The 14,159-nt window shown below is 67.4% G+C and carries 16 protein-coding genes; 10 read left to right on the plus strand and 6 right to left on the minus strand.

The genetic code is table 11. The annotated features are described in order from the left end of the window. Nucleotides 1-45: 45 nt before the first annotated feature. Nucleotides 46-510 (plus strand): DUF2794 domain-containing protein, encoded by a 465-nt coding sequence (locus H536_RS0118600; RefSeq protein ID WP_029703640.1) that lies wholly within the window; start codon nt 46-48, stop codon nt 508-510. Nucleotides 511-520: 10 nt separating this feature from the next. Here the strand turns inward: H536_RS0118600 and H536_RS0118605 are convergent, their stop codons facing one another. The 4 genes from H536_RS0118605 to H536_RS0118620 form a co-directional block, all read right to left on the minus strand. Next, the gene (locus H536_RS0118605; protein ID WP_024351883.1) at nt 521-1,069 is read right to left on the minus strand and encodes a GNAT family N-acetyltransferase; all 549 of its coding nucleotides are present in this window, start codon (nt 1,067-1,069) and stop codon (nt 521-523) included. Between the two features lie 199 nt (nt 1,070-1,268). Continuing rightward, nucleotides 1,269-2,027 (minus strand): Bax inhibitor-1/YccA family protein, encoded by a 759-nt coding sequence (locus tag H536_RS0118610; protein WP_024351884.1) that lies wholly within the window; start codon nt 2,025-2,027, stop codon nt 1,269-1,271. A gap of 247 nt (nt 2,028-2,274) precedes the next feature. Further along, a complete protein-coding gene (locus H536_RS0118615; protein WP_024351885.1) occupies nt 2,275-4,872 on the minus strand; it encodes an ABC transporter permease in 2,598 nt (865 codons plus the stop codon). Next, the gene (locus H536_RS0118620) at nt 4,869-5,594 is read right to left on the minus strand and encodes an ABC transporter ATP-binding protein (RefSeq protein ID WP_024351886.1); all 726 of its coding nucleotides are present in this window, start codon (nt 5,592-5,594) and stop codon (nt 4,869-4,871) included. Before H536_RS0118620 ends, H536_RS0118615 begins: the two co-directional genes overlap by 4 nt. Nucleotides 5,595-5,658: 64 nt before the next feature. Here H536_RS0118620 and H536_RS0118625 point away from each other — a divergent pair, with 64 nt between their 5' ends. Beyond that, nucleotides 5,659-6,339: an arylesterase gene (locus H536_RS0118625; protein WP_244495479.1), complete on the plus strand. Its 681-nt coding sequence runs from the start codon at nt 5,659-5,661 to the stop codon at nt 6,337-6,339. Here the strand turns inward: H536_RS0118625 and H536_RS22805 are convergent. Continuing rightward, a complete protein-coding gene (locus tag H536_RS22805) occupies nt 6,314-7,003 on the minus strand; it encodes a GNAT family N-acetyltransferase (RefSeq protein ID WP_024351888.1) in 690 nt (229 codons plus the stop codon). The genes H536_RS0118625 and H536_RS22805 overlap by 26 nt on opposite strands. Nucleotides 7,004-7,181: 178 nt before the next feature. Between H536_RS22805 and thpR the strand changes: the two genes are divergently transcribed. The 7 genes from thpR (at nt 7,182) to H536_RS0118665 (ending at nt 12,054) form a co-directional block, all read left to right on the plus strand. Beyond that, nucleotides 7,182-7,775 (plus strand): RNA 2',3'-cyclic phosphodiesterase, encoded by a 594-nt coding sequence (thpR, locus tag H536_RS0118635; protein ID WP_024351889.1) that lies wholly within the window; start codon nt 7,182-7,184, stop codon nt 7,773-7,775. An 83-nt stretch (nt 7,776-7,858) separates the two neighbouring features. Next, nucleotides 7,859-8,239, plus strand: a complete 381-nt coding sequence (locus H536_RS0118640; protein WP_029703649.1) for a YkvA family protein — start codon at nt 7,859-7,861, stop codon at nt 8,237-8,239. Nucleotides 8,240-8,599: 360 nt separating this feature from the next. Beyond that, a complete protein-coding gene (locus H536_RS0118645; protein ID WP_024351891.1) occupies nt 8,600-9,106 on the plus strand; it encodes an invasion associated locus B family protein in 507 nt (168 codons plus the stop codon). A 187-nt stretch (nt 9,107-9,293) separates the two neighbouring features. Further along, nucleotides 9,294-10,535, plus strand: coding sequence for a dual-specificity RNA methyltransferase RlmN (gene rlmN / locus H536_RS0118650; RefSeq protein ID WP_024351892.1), 1,242 nt, complete (start codon nt 9,294-9,296; stop codon nt 10,533-10,535). 95 nt (nt 10,536-10,630) lie between these two features. After that, nucleotides 10,631-11,086, plus strand: coding sequence for a hypothetical protein (locus tag H536_RS0118655; RefSeq protein WP_024351893.1), 456 nt, complete (start codon nt 10,631-10,633; stop codon nt 11,084-11,086). Nucleotides 11,087-11,091: 5 nt separating this feature from the next. After that, nucleotides 11,092-11,313: a BrnA antitoxin family protein gene (locus H536_RS0118660; protein ID WP_024351894.1), complete on the plus strand. Its 222-nt coding sequence runs from the start codon at nt 11,092-11,094 to the stop codon at nt 11,311-11,313. An 81-nt stretch (nt 11,314-11,394) separates the two neighbouring features. After that, the gene (locus H536_RS0118665) at nt 11,395-12,054 is read left to right on the plus strand and encodes a glutathione S-transferase family protein (RefSeq protein ID WP_024351895.1); all 660 of its coding nucleotides are present in this window, start codon (nt 11,395-11,397) and stop codon (nt 12,052-12,054) included. A gap of 13 nt (nt 12,055-12,067) precedes the next feature. On the opposite strand, the gene H536_RS0118670 is transcribed toward H536_RS0118665, so the two are convergent. Then, the gene (locus H536_RS0118670; protein ID WP_024351896.1) at nt 12,068-12,712 is read right to left on the minus strand and encodes a LysE family translocator; all 645 of its coding nucleotides are present in this window, start codon (nt 12,710-12,712) and stop codon (nt 12,068-12,070) included. A 188-nt stretch (nt 12,713-12,900) separates the two neighbouring features. Between H536_RS0118670 and H536_RS0118675 the strand changes: the two genes are divergently transcribed. Further along, nucleotides 12,901-14,121, plus strand: a complete 1,221-nt coding sequence (locus tag H536_RS0118675; protein WP_024351897.1) for an argininosuccinate synthase — start codon at nt 12,901-12,903, stop codon at nt 14,119-14,121. Nucleotides 14,122-14,159: the final 38 nt, after the last annotated feature.

A 14,159-nucleotide genomic window follows, 5' to 3' on the forward strand; every position in this document is an offset into this window, starting at 1 on the left:
GCATCGACCGGCCGAAAGGGTCTCGCGGCGATCGGTTGAATCGCTTTGGCGCGACCCCATTTCCGTGTCACCATATGGTCACGAGCCAGAGCGCGCCCCGCCGAGCGGCGCATGATCGCACGAGGGGCTGACTTGGATTTTTCCGGATCGAACGGCGACAGCGCGTCCAATCTCCTGCCGTTTCCCGGCTCCCGCCCGTCGGACATGCCGATCGTGTCCTTCGACCGGCACGAACTCTCCCAGATCCTACGCATTTACGGCCGCATGGTCGCCGCCGGCGAATGGCGCGACTACGCCATCGACATGCTGAAGGACCGGGCGGTCTTCTCGGTCTTCCGGCGGACCAGCGAAATGCCGATGTACCGGGTCGAGAAGAACCCCAAGCTCGCCCGCAAGCAGGGCGCCTATCAGGTGGTCGCCGCCGGTGGTCTGATCCTCAAGCGCGGCCACGATCTGGCGACCGTGCTGGGCGTCTTTGACAAGAATCTGAAGCGCACCGAGATCGGCTGATCCGCCAAGCTCAGCTTGGGTGGCGCGTCTCGTCGGGCAGGCTGTCGCCGCCGTCGCCGAGCGGCAGCTGCATCAGCACCGTGTCGATCCAGCGGCCGAACTTGAAGCCGGAATTCTCGAACACGCCGATCATCCGGAAGCCCGCCCGCTCGTGCAGGCGGATCGAGGGCGTGTGGTCGGAGCCGCCGATGACGGCGATCATCTGGCGAAAGCCGCGCTCCGCCGACAGTTCCACCAGCCGCGTCAGGAGATCGGTGCCGATCCGCCGGCCTTTCGCTTCGGGCGCCAGATAGACCGAATCCTCCACCGCGAAGCGATAGGCCGGGCGGGTGCGGAAGGCGTTGGCATAAGCGTAGCCGAGCACCGTCCCGTCCGCGTCCTCGGCGACGATATAGGGAAAGCCCTGCCCGGTGATCGCGGTGAAGCGCGCTTCCATCTCGGCTTGGTCCGGCGGCACCAGCTCGAAGGATGCCGTGCCATGGAGGACCGCATCCTCGTAGATCGCGGTCAGGGCGGGCACGTCCGCGAGGACGGCGAGACGGATCGTGTGGGCACTCATGGACGCGGCGGCTCTTCCCTTGTTTTCTCCTGCTTCTGATGCACCGCCGCGCGCAGCGGATCAATGCCGCCCGGCAGGGCCGGCCGCGGAAATTCACCGGCTTGCGCACCAAACACGACGGTCGCGCCGGAATGCCGCGCTCACGAAAAAGGGCGGCCCGCAGGCCGCCCTCGTCAACTCACATCCCTGGTCGGGCAGACTATTCGCGGTTGCCGAACAGCTGCAGCAGGAACAGGAACATGTTCAGGAAGTCGAGATAGAGGCGCAGGGCGCCCATCACGGCCTTGCGGCCCATGACGGTCGAGCCGTCACCCTCATAGTACATTTCCTTGATCTGCTGCGTGTCGTAGGCGGTCAGACCCGCGAAGACGAGCACGCCGATTACCGAGATGGCGAACTGCAGCGCCGGCGAGGCGAGGAAGATGTTCACGACCATCGCGATCACGATGCCGATCACGCCCATGAACAGGAATGAGCCCCAGCCCGAGATGTCCCGCTTGGTGGTGTAGCCCCAGAGCGACAGCGCGCCGAAGGAGGCTGCGGTGATGAAGAACACCTGGGTGATGGATTCGCCGGTATAGACCGCGAAGATCGAGGCCAGCGAGACGCCGACCATCGCCGAATAGATCCAGAAGGTCGTCTGGGCGGCTGCGACGCTCATCTTGTGGACCCGGAACGACAGGAAGAAGACCATGCCGAGCGGGGCCAGCATCACCACCCATTTGAGCGGCGTGTTGAAGAGCGTGTTGCCGAGCTGCGTGAGGCCGACGACATCACCGGCGTCGTTCGTCACGAAGGACAGCATGTACAGGGCGTAGGCCGCGACGCCGGTCAGCGCCACACCGCCTGCCATCAGGTTGTAGACCTTGAGCATGTAGGAGCGGAGGCCCTGGTCGATGTCCGCTCTGGTACCGGCGGCTGGCACAGTGCGAGCGCCGGCGTTCCGATATTCCGCCATGGAAGAATTCCTTTCTGCGTGTCCCGTCCGGTGTCCATATCCGGCACGAAATGGCCGGCACATGGAGGCGCCGCTGGCGGGACGCCCAGCGATCCTGAGGATAATATGCGGATGGGCCGCGCGGCACACAAGAGTACCCTGCCGCGCGGTGACGAAATCGCGCGGATTCAGGATTAATTCTGCGTTATCCGCGGCCTGAACCAGCTTCGTCAGGGGCTGACGGGCGGCTCAACTCCGCGAGCGCCCGTCAGAGATTGCGCAGGACCGGCGCGGCCTTCTGCCCGAGAACGCGCCAGGTGCCGGCGAGACCGATCCCCACCGTCAGCACCAGCGAGACGCCGAGCGTCGTCAGCGCCACTGTCCAGTCGAAGACGAAGGGCAGCTGCATGATCTGGTCGACCACGAACCACGCCGCCGCCGCGCCCGCGCCGATGGCGAAGATGCCAGTGGCCAGCCCCAGAAGCAGATATTCCGTGGTGAAGGCGCGAATCAACACCATGCGCGTTGCACCCAGCGTCTTCAGCACCACCGCATCATGGACCCGGCCGCGGTTGCCGGCGGCCAGCGCTCCGGCCAGCACCAGCACCGAGGCGACCAGCGCCACCGCCGCGGCGACGCGGATCGCCAGGGCGAGCTGGGCGATCAGGCCGTTGATGGCGTCGAGCGCATCCTTGACCCGGACGCTGGTCACGGCCGGATAGGCATTGGTGACGCGGTTGAGGATCGCCTCTTCGGTCACGGCCGCGTCCTGCGGCACCGACAGGGTGGCAAGCCAGGCATGCGGCGCCCCGGCAAAGGTGTTGGGCGAGTAGACCATGATGAAGTTGATGGCCAGCGTCTCCCACTCGACCGCCCGGAAGCTGGCGATGCGTGCGGTGATGTCGCGGCCGAGCACGTTCACGGTCAGCGTGTCGCCGATCGACAGGCCGAGCTCGCGCCCCTCCTCCGCGGCGAAGGAGACCAGCGGCTCGCCATCGTAATCCTCGGGCCACCATTCGCCCTCGGTGAGCGAGGAGTTTTCCGGCACGGTGGGCGAATAGGTCAGGCCCCGGTCGCCGCGCAGCACCCAGCCGCCTTCTTCCGGCGGCTCCATGGTGGCGACGTCCTGCCCGTCGAGGGCGGTGATCCGGCCCCTCAGCATCGGCACGGCGTTCAGTTCAGCGCCCGGCGCGAGCTCGCCGACGGTCTGGCGGAAGCCGTCGATCTCGCTGCTCTGGATGTCGACGAAGAAGAAGTTCGGCGCGCGCGAGGCGAGCCCCGTGCCGATCTCGCGGCGCAGATCGTAGTCGATGGTCGCCAGGGTCACGAGCAGGGTCAGGCCGAGGCCGAGGGACAGGACGACCGAGCCGGTCAGCGCGCCGGGGCGGTGAATGTTGCCGATCGCCAGCCGCAGCGGCGTCGAGCGCACCCGCGGCGCGCGGGACGCCAGCCATTCGATACCGATGGCGACGGCCCGCAGGATGACGAAGGCCGCCGCCGTGCCGCCCAGGAAGATCAGCGCGACGCGCCGGTCGCCGGCCATGGCGAGCGCCAGGAGCGCGATCACCAGCGCCAGGCCCAGTGCCGAGCCGAGATAGGCCCAGCGCATGCGATAGCCGCCGGTGGCGCCCGCCTCGCGGAACAGGGCGGTCGCCGCGATGTCGCGGGTGCGCCCGAGCGGCAAGAGCGCGAAGGCCAGCGCCGTCAGAGCGCCGAAGACCGCTGCGGTCAGCAGCGCGACCGGATAGATCGACGCGCTGGCGGCGACCGGGATCACGCTTTCCAGGAACCGCGCCGTCACGAAGGGCGCGATCGCCGCCAGGACGAGACCGAGCGCGATGCCGACCGTCGCAAGCAGCATGATCTGGATCAGATAGACCATGACGACGAAGCTGCCGCCGGCGCCCAGGCTCTTGAAGGTGGCGATCACCGCCCGCTTGGAATCCAGATAGGCATTCACCGCATTGGCGACGCCGACGCCGCCGACGATCAGCGCGGTCAGCCCGACCAGGGTGAGGAACTGCGAGAACCGCTCGATATTGCGCTGGAGCGACGGCGCCGCCTCGGCGGCCGTGCGGATCTGGAAGCCAGACTGCGGAAACCGTTCGTTGGCGGCCTTCGACAGGGCCTCGGCATCGCGGTTGTTGCCGGTCAGGCGGACCTTGTAGTCGTATTCGACGAGGCTGCCTGGCTGGATCAGGCCGGTCGCGTCGAGCGCCGCACGGGCGATCATCAGGCGCGGCGCGAAATTGAAGCCGTCCGACAGCACGTCCGGCTCGCGGTCGATCACGCCGCGCAGCTCGATGTCGGAATCGCCGAGACGGATGGTCTGGCCGGGCTCCAGCCCGAGCCGGTCGTAGAGTTCGGAGGCCGCCAGGGCGCCGAAACGGCCGTCGCGTTCGGCCAGGAGGTCGCCGAGCGGCGCCGCCGGCGTGGTCTCCAGCGTGCCGAAGAGCGGATAGGCGCCGTCGATGGCCTTCACCTCGGCCAGCGACTGGTCGGTGCCGTCCGGAAGCCGCACCATGGAGCGCAGCGACGCGGCTTCGGCAACGTCGCCGAGCTCGTTGAAATAGGCCATTTCCTCGGCGTTGGCTTCGCGCTGGACCAGGGCGAAGCGCAGATCGCCGCCGAGGATAGCCCGCCCTTCCTGGGCGATGCCGCTGGTCATCATGGTCGCGACGGAATTGACCGCGCCGATGGCCGCTACGCCCAGCGTGATGCAGGCGAGGAAGATGTAGAAGCCCGACAGGCCGCCGCGCATCTCGCGCAGGGCAAAGCGCAGCGCCAGCCGGAAATGGCTGCGCCCGCCGACGATGTCGGGCCGCGCCGGGGCGGCGACGGCTTCGGTGGTGTCGGCGACGCTCATCCGGCGGCGCTCGCCAGCTGTGCCTCGGTCAGGGCTTCGAGAGCATCGCGATCGTCGTAGATGACGCCGGACCGCACGGCGATCTCGCGGCCGCAGCGATGGGCGAGCGCCGGATCGTGGGTGACCAGCACCAGCGTCATCTGGCGGCGCTGCTGTTCGGCAAAGAGCAGGTCGGCGATCTGCCGGCCGGTCTCCTGGTCGAGATTGCCCGTCGGCTCGTCGGCGATGAGGATCGCCGGCTCCGGCGCCAGCGCCCGCGCCATGGCGACGCGCTGCTGCTCGCCGCCCGACAATTCGCCCGGATAATGCGACACGCGGTCGGCGAGGCCGACCTGTCCGAGCTCGTGGGTGGCGCGCTCGAAGGCCTTTGGATGCCCGGCCAGCTCCAGCGGCACCGCGACATTCTCGAGCGCTGTCATGTTGGGGATCAGGTGGAAGGACTGGAAGACGATGCCGACATTCTGGCCGCGGAAGGCAGCGAGACGGTCTTCGCTGAGACCCTCCAGCGAGCGTCCGGCGATCTCCACCTTGCCGCTGTCGGCCCGTTCCAGACCGGCCAGCACCATCAGCAGTGTCGACTTGCCCGAGCCGGACGGCCCGACGATGCCGACGGACTCGCCGCGATCAACGGACAGATCGACGCCCTTGAGGACGTGGACCGCGCTTCGGCCGGACCCGAGCGTCAGATGAACGTTTCGTAACCGGATCGCTGGTTCTGCCAAGCCTGCCAGCTCCTATATGCGGGGGCGACCGCCCCGGCTGGGGCCTGCGCTATATGGGTGTGCGATGCAACGCTTCCAACCGATCCTGATGGTCATGACGATCTTGTCATGGCTGATGCTGCCGGCCGCAGCACTGGCGCAACAGGCGGCGACGCCCCCCGACGCAGGCGAAACGCTGCAGATCGTCGCATTCGGCGACAGTCTGAGCGCCGGTTACGGCGTCGGCCCGGGCGAATCCTTCCCCGAGCAGTTGCAGGCCGCCCTGCGCGATGCCGGCCACGACGTCAGCGTCGCCAATGCGGGCGTCTCCGGCGACACCACCAGCGGCGGCCTGGCGCGGCTCGAATGGTCGGTGCCGCAGGAGGCCGATCTCGTCATCGTCGAACTCGGCGCCAACGACGCGCTGCGCGGCATCTCGCCGGAGATCACCGAACGCAATCTCGACCAGATCCTCGCCAAGCTCCAGGCCCGCGACCAGACCGCGCTTCTCGCCGGCATGATGGCGCCGCCCAACATGGGCCCTGACTACGCGGCCGAGTTCGACGGCATCTACCAGCGTCTCGCCGACAGATACGACGTCGCCCTCTATCCGTTCTTCCTCGATGGCGTCGCCGCCGAGCCGGCGCTCAACCAGGACGACGGCATGCATCCCAATCCCGAGGGCGTCGCCGTCATCGTCGAGCGCATCCTGCCGGCGGTGACCAAGGCGCTCGATGCGATCAGTGCGGAGCGGGAAACGGGTTGAAGCTCGCCGCCAGCCGGCGCAGCGGCGCGGCGAAGCTGCGCAGGCGTTTGCGCCGCCACTCGATCATGGCGAAGGCGAAGGCTTCGGTCTCGTCGGTCCATTCCCGCGCCAGGCTCTGCACGTCGGCATAGGGCCGGAGGATCTCCGCGGTGACGTCGCCGGCGTCGAAACTGAGGTCGGCGCCGTGCTTGGCGGCGATCGCCTGCATGCGGCGGTTTTCGCGCAGGCAGGTCAGGAACAGTCGCCGCACGCCGCGATTGCGCGCGCTGGCGACGAGCCGGCCAAACAGGCGGTCGCCATGGCCGTGGCCCTGATAGGGCTTCTCGATGGAGAACGCGCCCTCGGCCTCGTCATGCGACCCGGTCAGGAAGCGCAGTTCCGCGGCGCCGCGCAGTTCTCCGTCGATGAACAGGCCCTTGACCAGGGCCTCCTCGCCGAGCGCCAGCGACACGTAGCGTTCCAGAAAGAAATCATTGACCGCATTGCCGAAGCGCAGGCGCCGGATCTCGGGGTCGAGGCGCTTGAGGTGGGCCAGGAGAAGCGGCTCCTCGCCCGGATGCAGGCGCCGGACATGCACCGGTCCGGAGGCGGCACCGGACTGGGCGGCGGTCGGGACGGCAACGCTGGGCGCTGACGGGCGTGCAGGGAACGGGACGTTGGACATGCTCTTCAGCCTTGTTTCGTCCTCCCGCGGCGATCTCCCGAGCCGCAATCCGAATATAATTGTGCATTGCGAAACGAACAACGCGGCGAAGGTCCCTGCAGGGCTGCCCTGTGCTTGCCACATGGCTCGCGAGGTGAGACGCTTTTCGCGATGGCAACACCGCACGGAGGTCTTTCCGATGCCGCGACTGTTCACCGCCCTCGAGATTCCCCACGACATCGCCCTGTCGCTGTCCTTCCTCCGCGGTGGCTTGCCGTCGGCCCGGTGGATCGATGCCGAAAACTACCATCTGACCCTGCGTTTCATCGGCGACGTGGAATCGCGCCTGGCCGACGAGATCGTCGCCCAGCTCGACCGGATCGACTGTTCGGGCTTCACCCTGTCGCTGAAGGGCGTCGCCGCCTTCGGATCGAAGAAGCCGCATTCGCTCTATGCGGGGGTCGAGGCGCCGGCAGAGCTGGCCGAGCTGCAGGCCGAGATCGACCGGATCTGCCGCCGGGTGGGCCTGCCCGCCGACCCGCGCAAATTCGTGCCGCACGTGACCATCGCCCGGCTCCGCCAGCCCAAGGTCGAGGAGGTCGCCCGCTATCTCGCCGGCCGCGGCAATTTCTCGACCTTGCCCTTCCGGGCCTCCCGCTTCGGCCTGTTCTCGGCGAAGGACTCGGTCGGTGGCGGCCCCTACCTTCTGGAAGAGGCGTTTCCGCTGGCGCCGGATGGGGCGGCGCATCACGATATCGCCGCCGACCAGATGCAGCAGTACCGCGTCGGCTGAGGCAACGGGACGCCCGGCGAACCGCCGGGGCTTGAGACGCCGCCCGATGCGATCCATCTACCGTCCGCGAGACGGAGGATGCGATGGCAATCGAGAACGGCAAGATCGGCGAAATCCTGCGCCCGGGCAGCGAGGCCGAGCAGGCGCGGCAGGAATCGGACGTGCGCCGCTCCTTCTTCGACACGGTCCGCCGGGGCCTGCGCCACATCCCCTTCATGGAGGACGTGGTGGCCTCCTATTATTGCGCCCTCGACCCGCAGACGCCGGCTGCCAGCCGCGGCGTCCTCCTCGCCGCACTCGCCTATTTCGTGCTGCCCTTCGACATCGTCCCGGACTTCATCCTCGGTCTCGGCTTCACCGACGACATCGCGGTTCTCTGGGCCGCGTTCCGCACGGTCCGCGACAATATCCGGCCCGAACATTATGCGAAGGCGCGCACGGCCCTGGGCGAACTGGACGACTGAGATCGCGGGCGCCGTGGCCGGCCGGCCTGCCGGCCGAAATCGCGCCAACCCCATGTCTCGCAACGATTTTCGATGCTTTTTCCGCGAATTGCGGCATGCGCGCCAAACTGTCGCCCGATTCTTTCCGTCATTCACATTCCGTGAGGTCGGCGGATATGCCGGGGGCTGTCCCGCGTGGTGACGACGCCGGGGTCCTTCTTGGCCCACAGGCCGGACATCGACGATCTTCGGCCGCACCTTGGGGTTTCGTTAACCAAGGATAAAGGCCCGGCCGCTAGACTGCGACAGTAATCTTTCGTCCGGCGTCGCGCCGGTCGCCACAGCCATACCACGCACGCACAGCGAAATGAGCGGGGAACCATGAACCTCAAGAACGTCCTGACGGCCGCTGCGGCCATTCTGATCTTCTCGAGCGCCGCCGGGGCGGCCCAGACCCCGACGCGCATGAACCAGTTCAACGCCTGGGGCACCTATTCCTATTCGGGCTCCGACGGGAAGATCTGCTACGTCCTGTCGACGCCGACCAAGATGACGCCTGCCAATGTCGATCATGGCGACATCTTCTTCCTCGTCTCGCAGAAGCCGGGTCAGGGCGTCTCCTACGAGCCGCAGGTCGTCATGGGCTATGCGCTGAAGGAAGGCTCCAAGGTCATCGTCGACGTGGACGGCAAGGATTACTCCATGTTCGTCAAGGGCGAGTCCGCCTGGATGGAGAACGCCGCCGAGGAGCCGCAGCTCGTCGCCAATCTGCGCGCCGGCCGGGTGATGACCGTCGAGGCGACCTCCCAGCGCGGCACCGAGACCAGCTACACCTATTCGCTCTCGGGCGTGACGGCGGCGCTGAACTCGATCAACGACTGCAAGTAGGTCCCACCGGCTTCGGCCGGGGTCTGCCATCGCTGAAAACGCCGGGCCCGGAAGCTCGGCGTTTGGCGTTTCAGGCAGCGGAAAGACGGCCTGACCTTGCGAAACCGACCGGAAACCGTCATGTGACGGGGTGAATTTCCGAATTTCAGTCAGTCTCGCCGGCACGTCGCCTGCGAAAGGACACGCTATGGCCGTCTCGCTCGATCTCGCCCACGCCGCCAATCGCCCGCGTCCCGCGCCGCCGGTCATGCCGATGGCCGGTGACGAGAAGCCGTCGCTGGTCGGCCTCGACCGCGCCGCCCTCGGCGAGGCGCTGTCCGCCGTCGGCGTGCCGGACAAGCAGATCCGCATGCGCGTCGCGCAGCTCTGGCACTGGCTCTATGTGCGCGGCGTCGCCGATTTCTCGCAGATGGCGAATGTCGCCGGCACGCTGCGTCAGGCGCTGGACGAGGCCTATACGATCGCCCGGCCGGAAGTCGTCGACGAGCAGATCTCGGTCGATGGTACCCGCAAATGGCTGTTCCGCTTTCCGCCGCGAGGCGCCGGGCGGCCGGTCGAGATCGAGACCGTCTACATTCCCGAGGAAGGCCGCGGCACATTGTGCATCTCCAGCCAGGTCGGCTGCACACTGACCTGCACCTTCTGCCACACCGGCACCCAGCGCCTGGTGCGCAACCTCCTGCCCGACGAGATCGTCGGCCAGATCCTGGCGGCGCGCGAGCGGCTCGGCGACCTGCCGGACGCGGCGACCCCCGCCGGCGCGATCGTACCCAACGGTGGCCGGCTGGTAACCAATGTCGTGCTGATGGGCATGGGCGAGCCGCTCTACAATTACGACAATGTCCGCCAGGCGATGGCTGTCGCCTCCGACGGCGAGGGCCTGTCCCTGTCCAAGCGGCGCATCACCCTGTCCACCTCCGGCGTCGTGCCGTCGATCGTCAAGGCGGGCGAGGAGATGGGCGTCAGCCTGGCGATCTCGCTGCATGCCGTGCGCGACGAATTGCGCGACGAGCTGGTGCCGATCAACAAGAAGTACCCGCTGAAGGACCTGCTCGACGCCTGCCGCGCCTATCCGGGCCTGTCGAATGCCCGCCGCATCACCTTCGAATATGTGATGCTCAAGGACGTCAACGATTCCATGGCCGACGCCAAGGAACTGGTGCGCATCCTTCGCGGCATCCCGGCCAAGATCAATCTGATCCCGTTCAACCCGTGGCCGGGCTCGGCCTATGAGTGCTCCGACTGGGACCAGATCGAGCGCTTCGCCGACTATGTGAACCAGGCCGGCTATGCCTCGCCGATCCGCACCCCCCGCGGCCGCGACATCTTCGCCGCCTGCGGCCAGCTCAAGTCGGAATCCGAGCGCATGAAGAAGAGCGCCCGCGACCGGCTCGAATCCCTGCGCGCCAGCGAACTCGCCGCGGACTGATCGCGTCTCCGCGCCGTGGCCCGTCCTGCGACCCGCCCCATATTCAGCCTGCGGGGCGCTCGCCTCGGCCGTTCGGGAAGGATAAGAGCCGCCGCATGAGCACCGTCCTGCGTTTTCTCTTCGTGATCCCGATCGGCTTCGTCGCCGCCGTCATGACCGCCGCCTTCGCCATGCTCTGGCCGTTTCTCGACGCGCCGCGGGGCATCACCGGCGCCGATCCCGTCTTCCTGTTCCATACCGGCATTGCCTTCTTTGCCCAGGCGGCGCAGATCGGCTCGGTCGTGCTGGTGCCCTGGGCCCTGTTCATGGTCGCCACCGAGCTCTTCGCCCTGTCGTCGATCGTTCTCCACATCGCCGCCGGCATCATTGGCGGTGTCGCGATCATCGTCACCGCCTATGGCGGCAGTGCCCCGCATATGAGCGTCCAGACGGCGATCGTCGTCGCCTCCCTGTGCTTTGCCCTGGCCTACTGGATCGTCGCCGGACGAACCGCCGGCCGGTGGCGCCGCCGCAAGACCGAACCGAGCGCCGACGGCGCCAGCGAAGGATAGACAGAATGGCCCGCCGCCCGACCGATCCCCGCGCCGCCGCAGAAGCCGTCTTCAAGCCCGCCGCGCCGTCCACCGAACGGCTGAAGGAAACCTCCACCGGCGTTCCCACGGCAAAGGAAATGGTCTCGCTGCGGATCGACCGCGACGTGCTGGAGCATTTCCAGGAGGAGGGCCCGGGCTGGCAGGACCGGATCAATGCCGCCCTGCGCAAGGCTGCCGGCCTCTGAAGAGGCCGTCCCGCACGTCGTTGCGGGACATGGCGGACCGGCAGACCTTGCCCTGACGCTGCACTGCGGCAGATTGGCGCCATGATCACGATCCATCACCTGAACAATTCACGCTCCCAGCGTGTCCTGTGGCTCCTCGAGGAACTCGAGGTCACCTACGAGGTGAAGCGCTACGAGCGCGCCAAAGACATGCGCGCGCCGGCCGAGCTGAAGGCCGTCCATCCCCTCGGCAAGTCGCCGGTGCTGACCGATGGCGAGCGGACCGTCGCCGAGACCGGCGCCATCGTCGAATACATCCTCGCCGGCCATGGCAACGGCCGGCTGATGCCGCCTGAGGGCAGCGCGGATTACTGGAACGCCCGGCACTTCCTGCACTATGCCGAAGGCTCGGCGATGCCGCCGCTGTTCCTGATGCTGGTGCTGCAGATGATCCCGGCCCGCGCGCCCTTCTTCGCCAAGCCGATCCTGAAGACCTCGATGAAGAAGGTCGACGACATGCTGGTGCGCCCGCAAATGGCGCTGCATCTCGACCATTGGGAAGCCTCGCTCGGCGACACCGGCTGGTTCGCCGGACCGGAAATGACCGTCGCCGACATCATGATGAGCTTTCCCGTCGAGGCGGCGGCCCAGCGTTTCGGCTACGAGGACCGGCCGAAGCTGCGCGACTTCCTGCTGCGCATCCACGAGCGCCCGGCCTATCGCCGCGGCCTGAAGCGCGGCGGCCCCTACGCCTACGCCTGAGGCGCGACCGGGCTCAGCGCCCCTGGGTCAGAAGAATCTTCACCGCGAAGGCCGAGAACACGCTGGCGAACAGCCAGTCGATGCCGCGCATGATCTTCGGCCGGCGCTTCAGCGCCGCCGCGAACCTGTCGGCGGCCAAGATCATCGCCGCGCTCATCGGCACCGCCAGGACGATGAAGAACACGCCGAGGAAGAACAGCTTCCCGGCGACGTCGCTGTCCTGCGCCGAGACGAATTGCGGCAGGAAGGTCACGAAGAACAGGATGATCTTCGGATTGAGGAGATTGATCCCGATCCCGGTCAGCCAGTTGGAGAACAGGCTGTGCGGGCGCCGCGCCGCGGTGCCGTCGAGGCGGAAGGTGGAACTGCCGCGCACCGCCTGGATGGCGAGGAAGACGAGATAGCCGGCACCGACGATCTTCAGCGCCAGGAACGCCTCCGGCGAGGCGGCGATCAGCGCCGAGATGCCGAAGGCGGCAAGGCTGGTGTGGACGAGGATGCCCGTCGCCGCCCCGAGCATGGCGGCAAAGCCGGCCGCCCGCCCTTCCGACAGGGTGCGGCCGAGAAACAGCGTCATGTCCGGCCCGGGCGTGATCGTCAGGACGAACGCCGCGGCGACGAAGGCAAGCAGCGTCGCAAGATCGGGAAGAAAGCTCATCGCGCCCTCATCAGCATGCATCGACCGGCGCCATCTGCAGCAGCAACCGGACGGCGCCGAACCTAGGCCCGCTACGGGCCGAACGCCACCCGATTTCCGCCCGCACCGGTCCTGCCCGTGCGACGCCCGGTTTCCCTCGCGGCCCGCTTTGCGCTAGAGCCCATGCAAACGGCAAGACGGAAGAACCCATGGCACAGCATCGCGACATCAAGAAGGTCGTCCTCGCCTATTCGGGCGGCCTCGACACCTCGATCATCCTGAAATGGCTGCAGACCGAATACGGCGCGGAGGTCGTCACCTTCACCGCCGATCTCGGCCAGGGCGAGGAGCTGGAACCGGCCCGCAAGAAGGCCGAGATGATGGGGATCAAGGAGATCTACATCGAGGACGTGCGCGAGGAATTCTGCCGCGACTTCGTCTTCCCGATGTTCCGCGCCAACGCGGTCTACGAAGGCACCTACCTTCTGGGCACGTCGATCGCCCGGCCGCTGATCTCCAAGCGGCTGGTGGAGATCGCCCGCGAGACCGGCGCCGACGCCATCGCCCATGGCGCCACCGGCAAGGGCAACGACCAGGTGCGCTTCGAGCTGTCGGCCTATGCGCTGGCCCCCGACATCAAGGTCATCGCGCCGTGGCGCGACTGGGAGTTCAAGTCGCGCACCGATCTCCTCGATTTCGCCGAGAAGAACCAGATCACCGTCACCAAGGACAAGCGCGGCGAGGCGCCCTTCTCGGTCGACGCCAACCTGCTGCACTCCTCCTCCGAGGGCAAGGTGCTGGAAGATCCGGCGGAATCGGCGCCGCCCTACGTCTTCATGCGCACCGTCAGCCCCGAGGACGCGCCGGACCAGGCGACGATCATCACCGTCGGCTTCAAGAACGGCGATCCGGTCTCCATCGACGGCAAGGCGATGAAGCCGCACGAGCTTCTGGCGGCGCTGAACGATCTGGGCCGCGACAATGGCATCGGCCGCCTCGACCTCGTCGAGAACCGCTTCGTCGGCATGAAGTCGCGCGGCATCTACGAGACGCCGGGCGGCACCATCCTGCTCGCCGCCCACCGCGCCATGGAATCCATCACCCTCGACCGCGGTGCCATGCACCTGAAGGACGAGCTGATGCCGCGCTATGCCGAGCTGATCTACAACGGCTTCTGGTTCTCGCCCGAGCGCGAGATGCTGCAGGCCGCGATCGACCACAGCCAGCGCCATGTCGAGGGCACGGTGCGGCTGAAGCTCTACAAGGGCAATGTCATCGTCGAGGGCCGCGAGAGCGAGAAGTCGCTCTATTCCGACGCGCTGGTCACCTTCGAGGACGATCACGGCGCCTACGACCAGAAGGACGCCGCCGGCTTCATCAAGCTGAACGCCCTGCGCCTGCGCACGCTCGCCAAGCGCGACGGCCGCTAGGCTCTTTGGCCGGCGCCCCGCGCCGGCAGCGGACGCGA

The organism is Aurantimonas coralicida DSM 14790, from assembly GCF_000421645.1.
Taxonomy (GTDB): domain Bacteria; phylum Pseudomonadota; class Alphaproteobacteria; order Rhizobiales; family Rhizobiaceae; genus Aurantimonas; species Aurantimonas coralicida.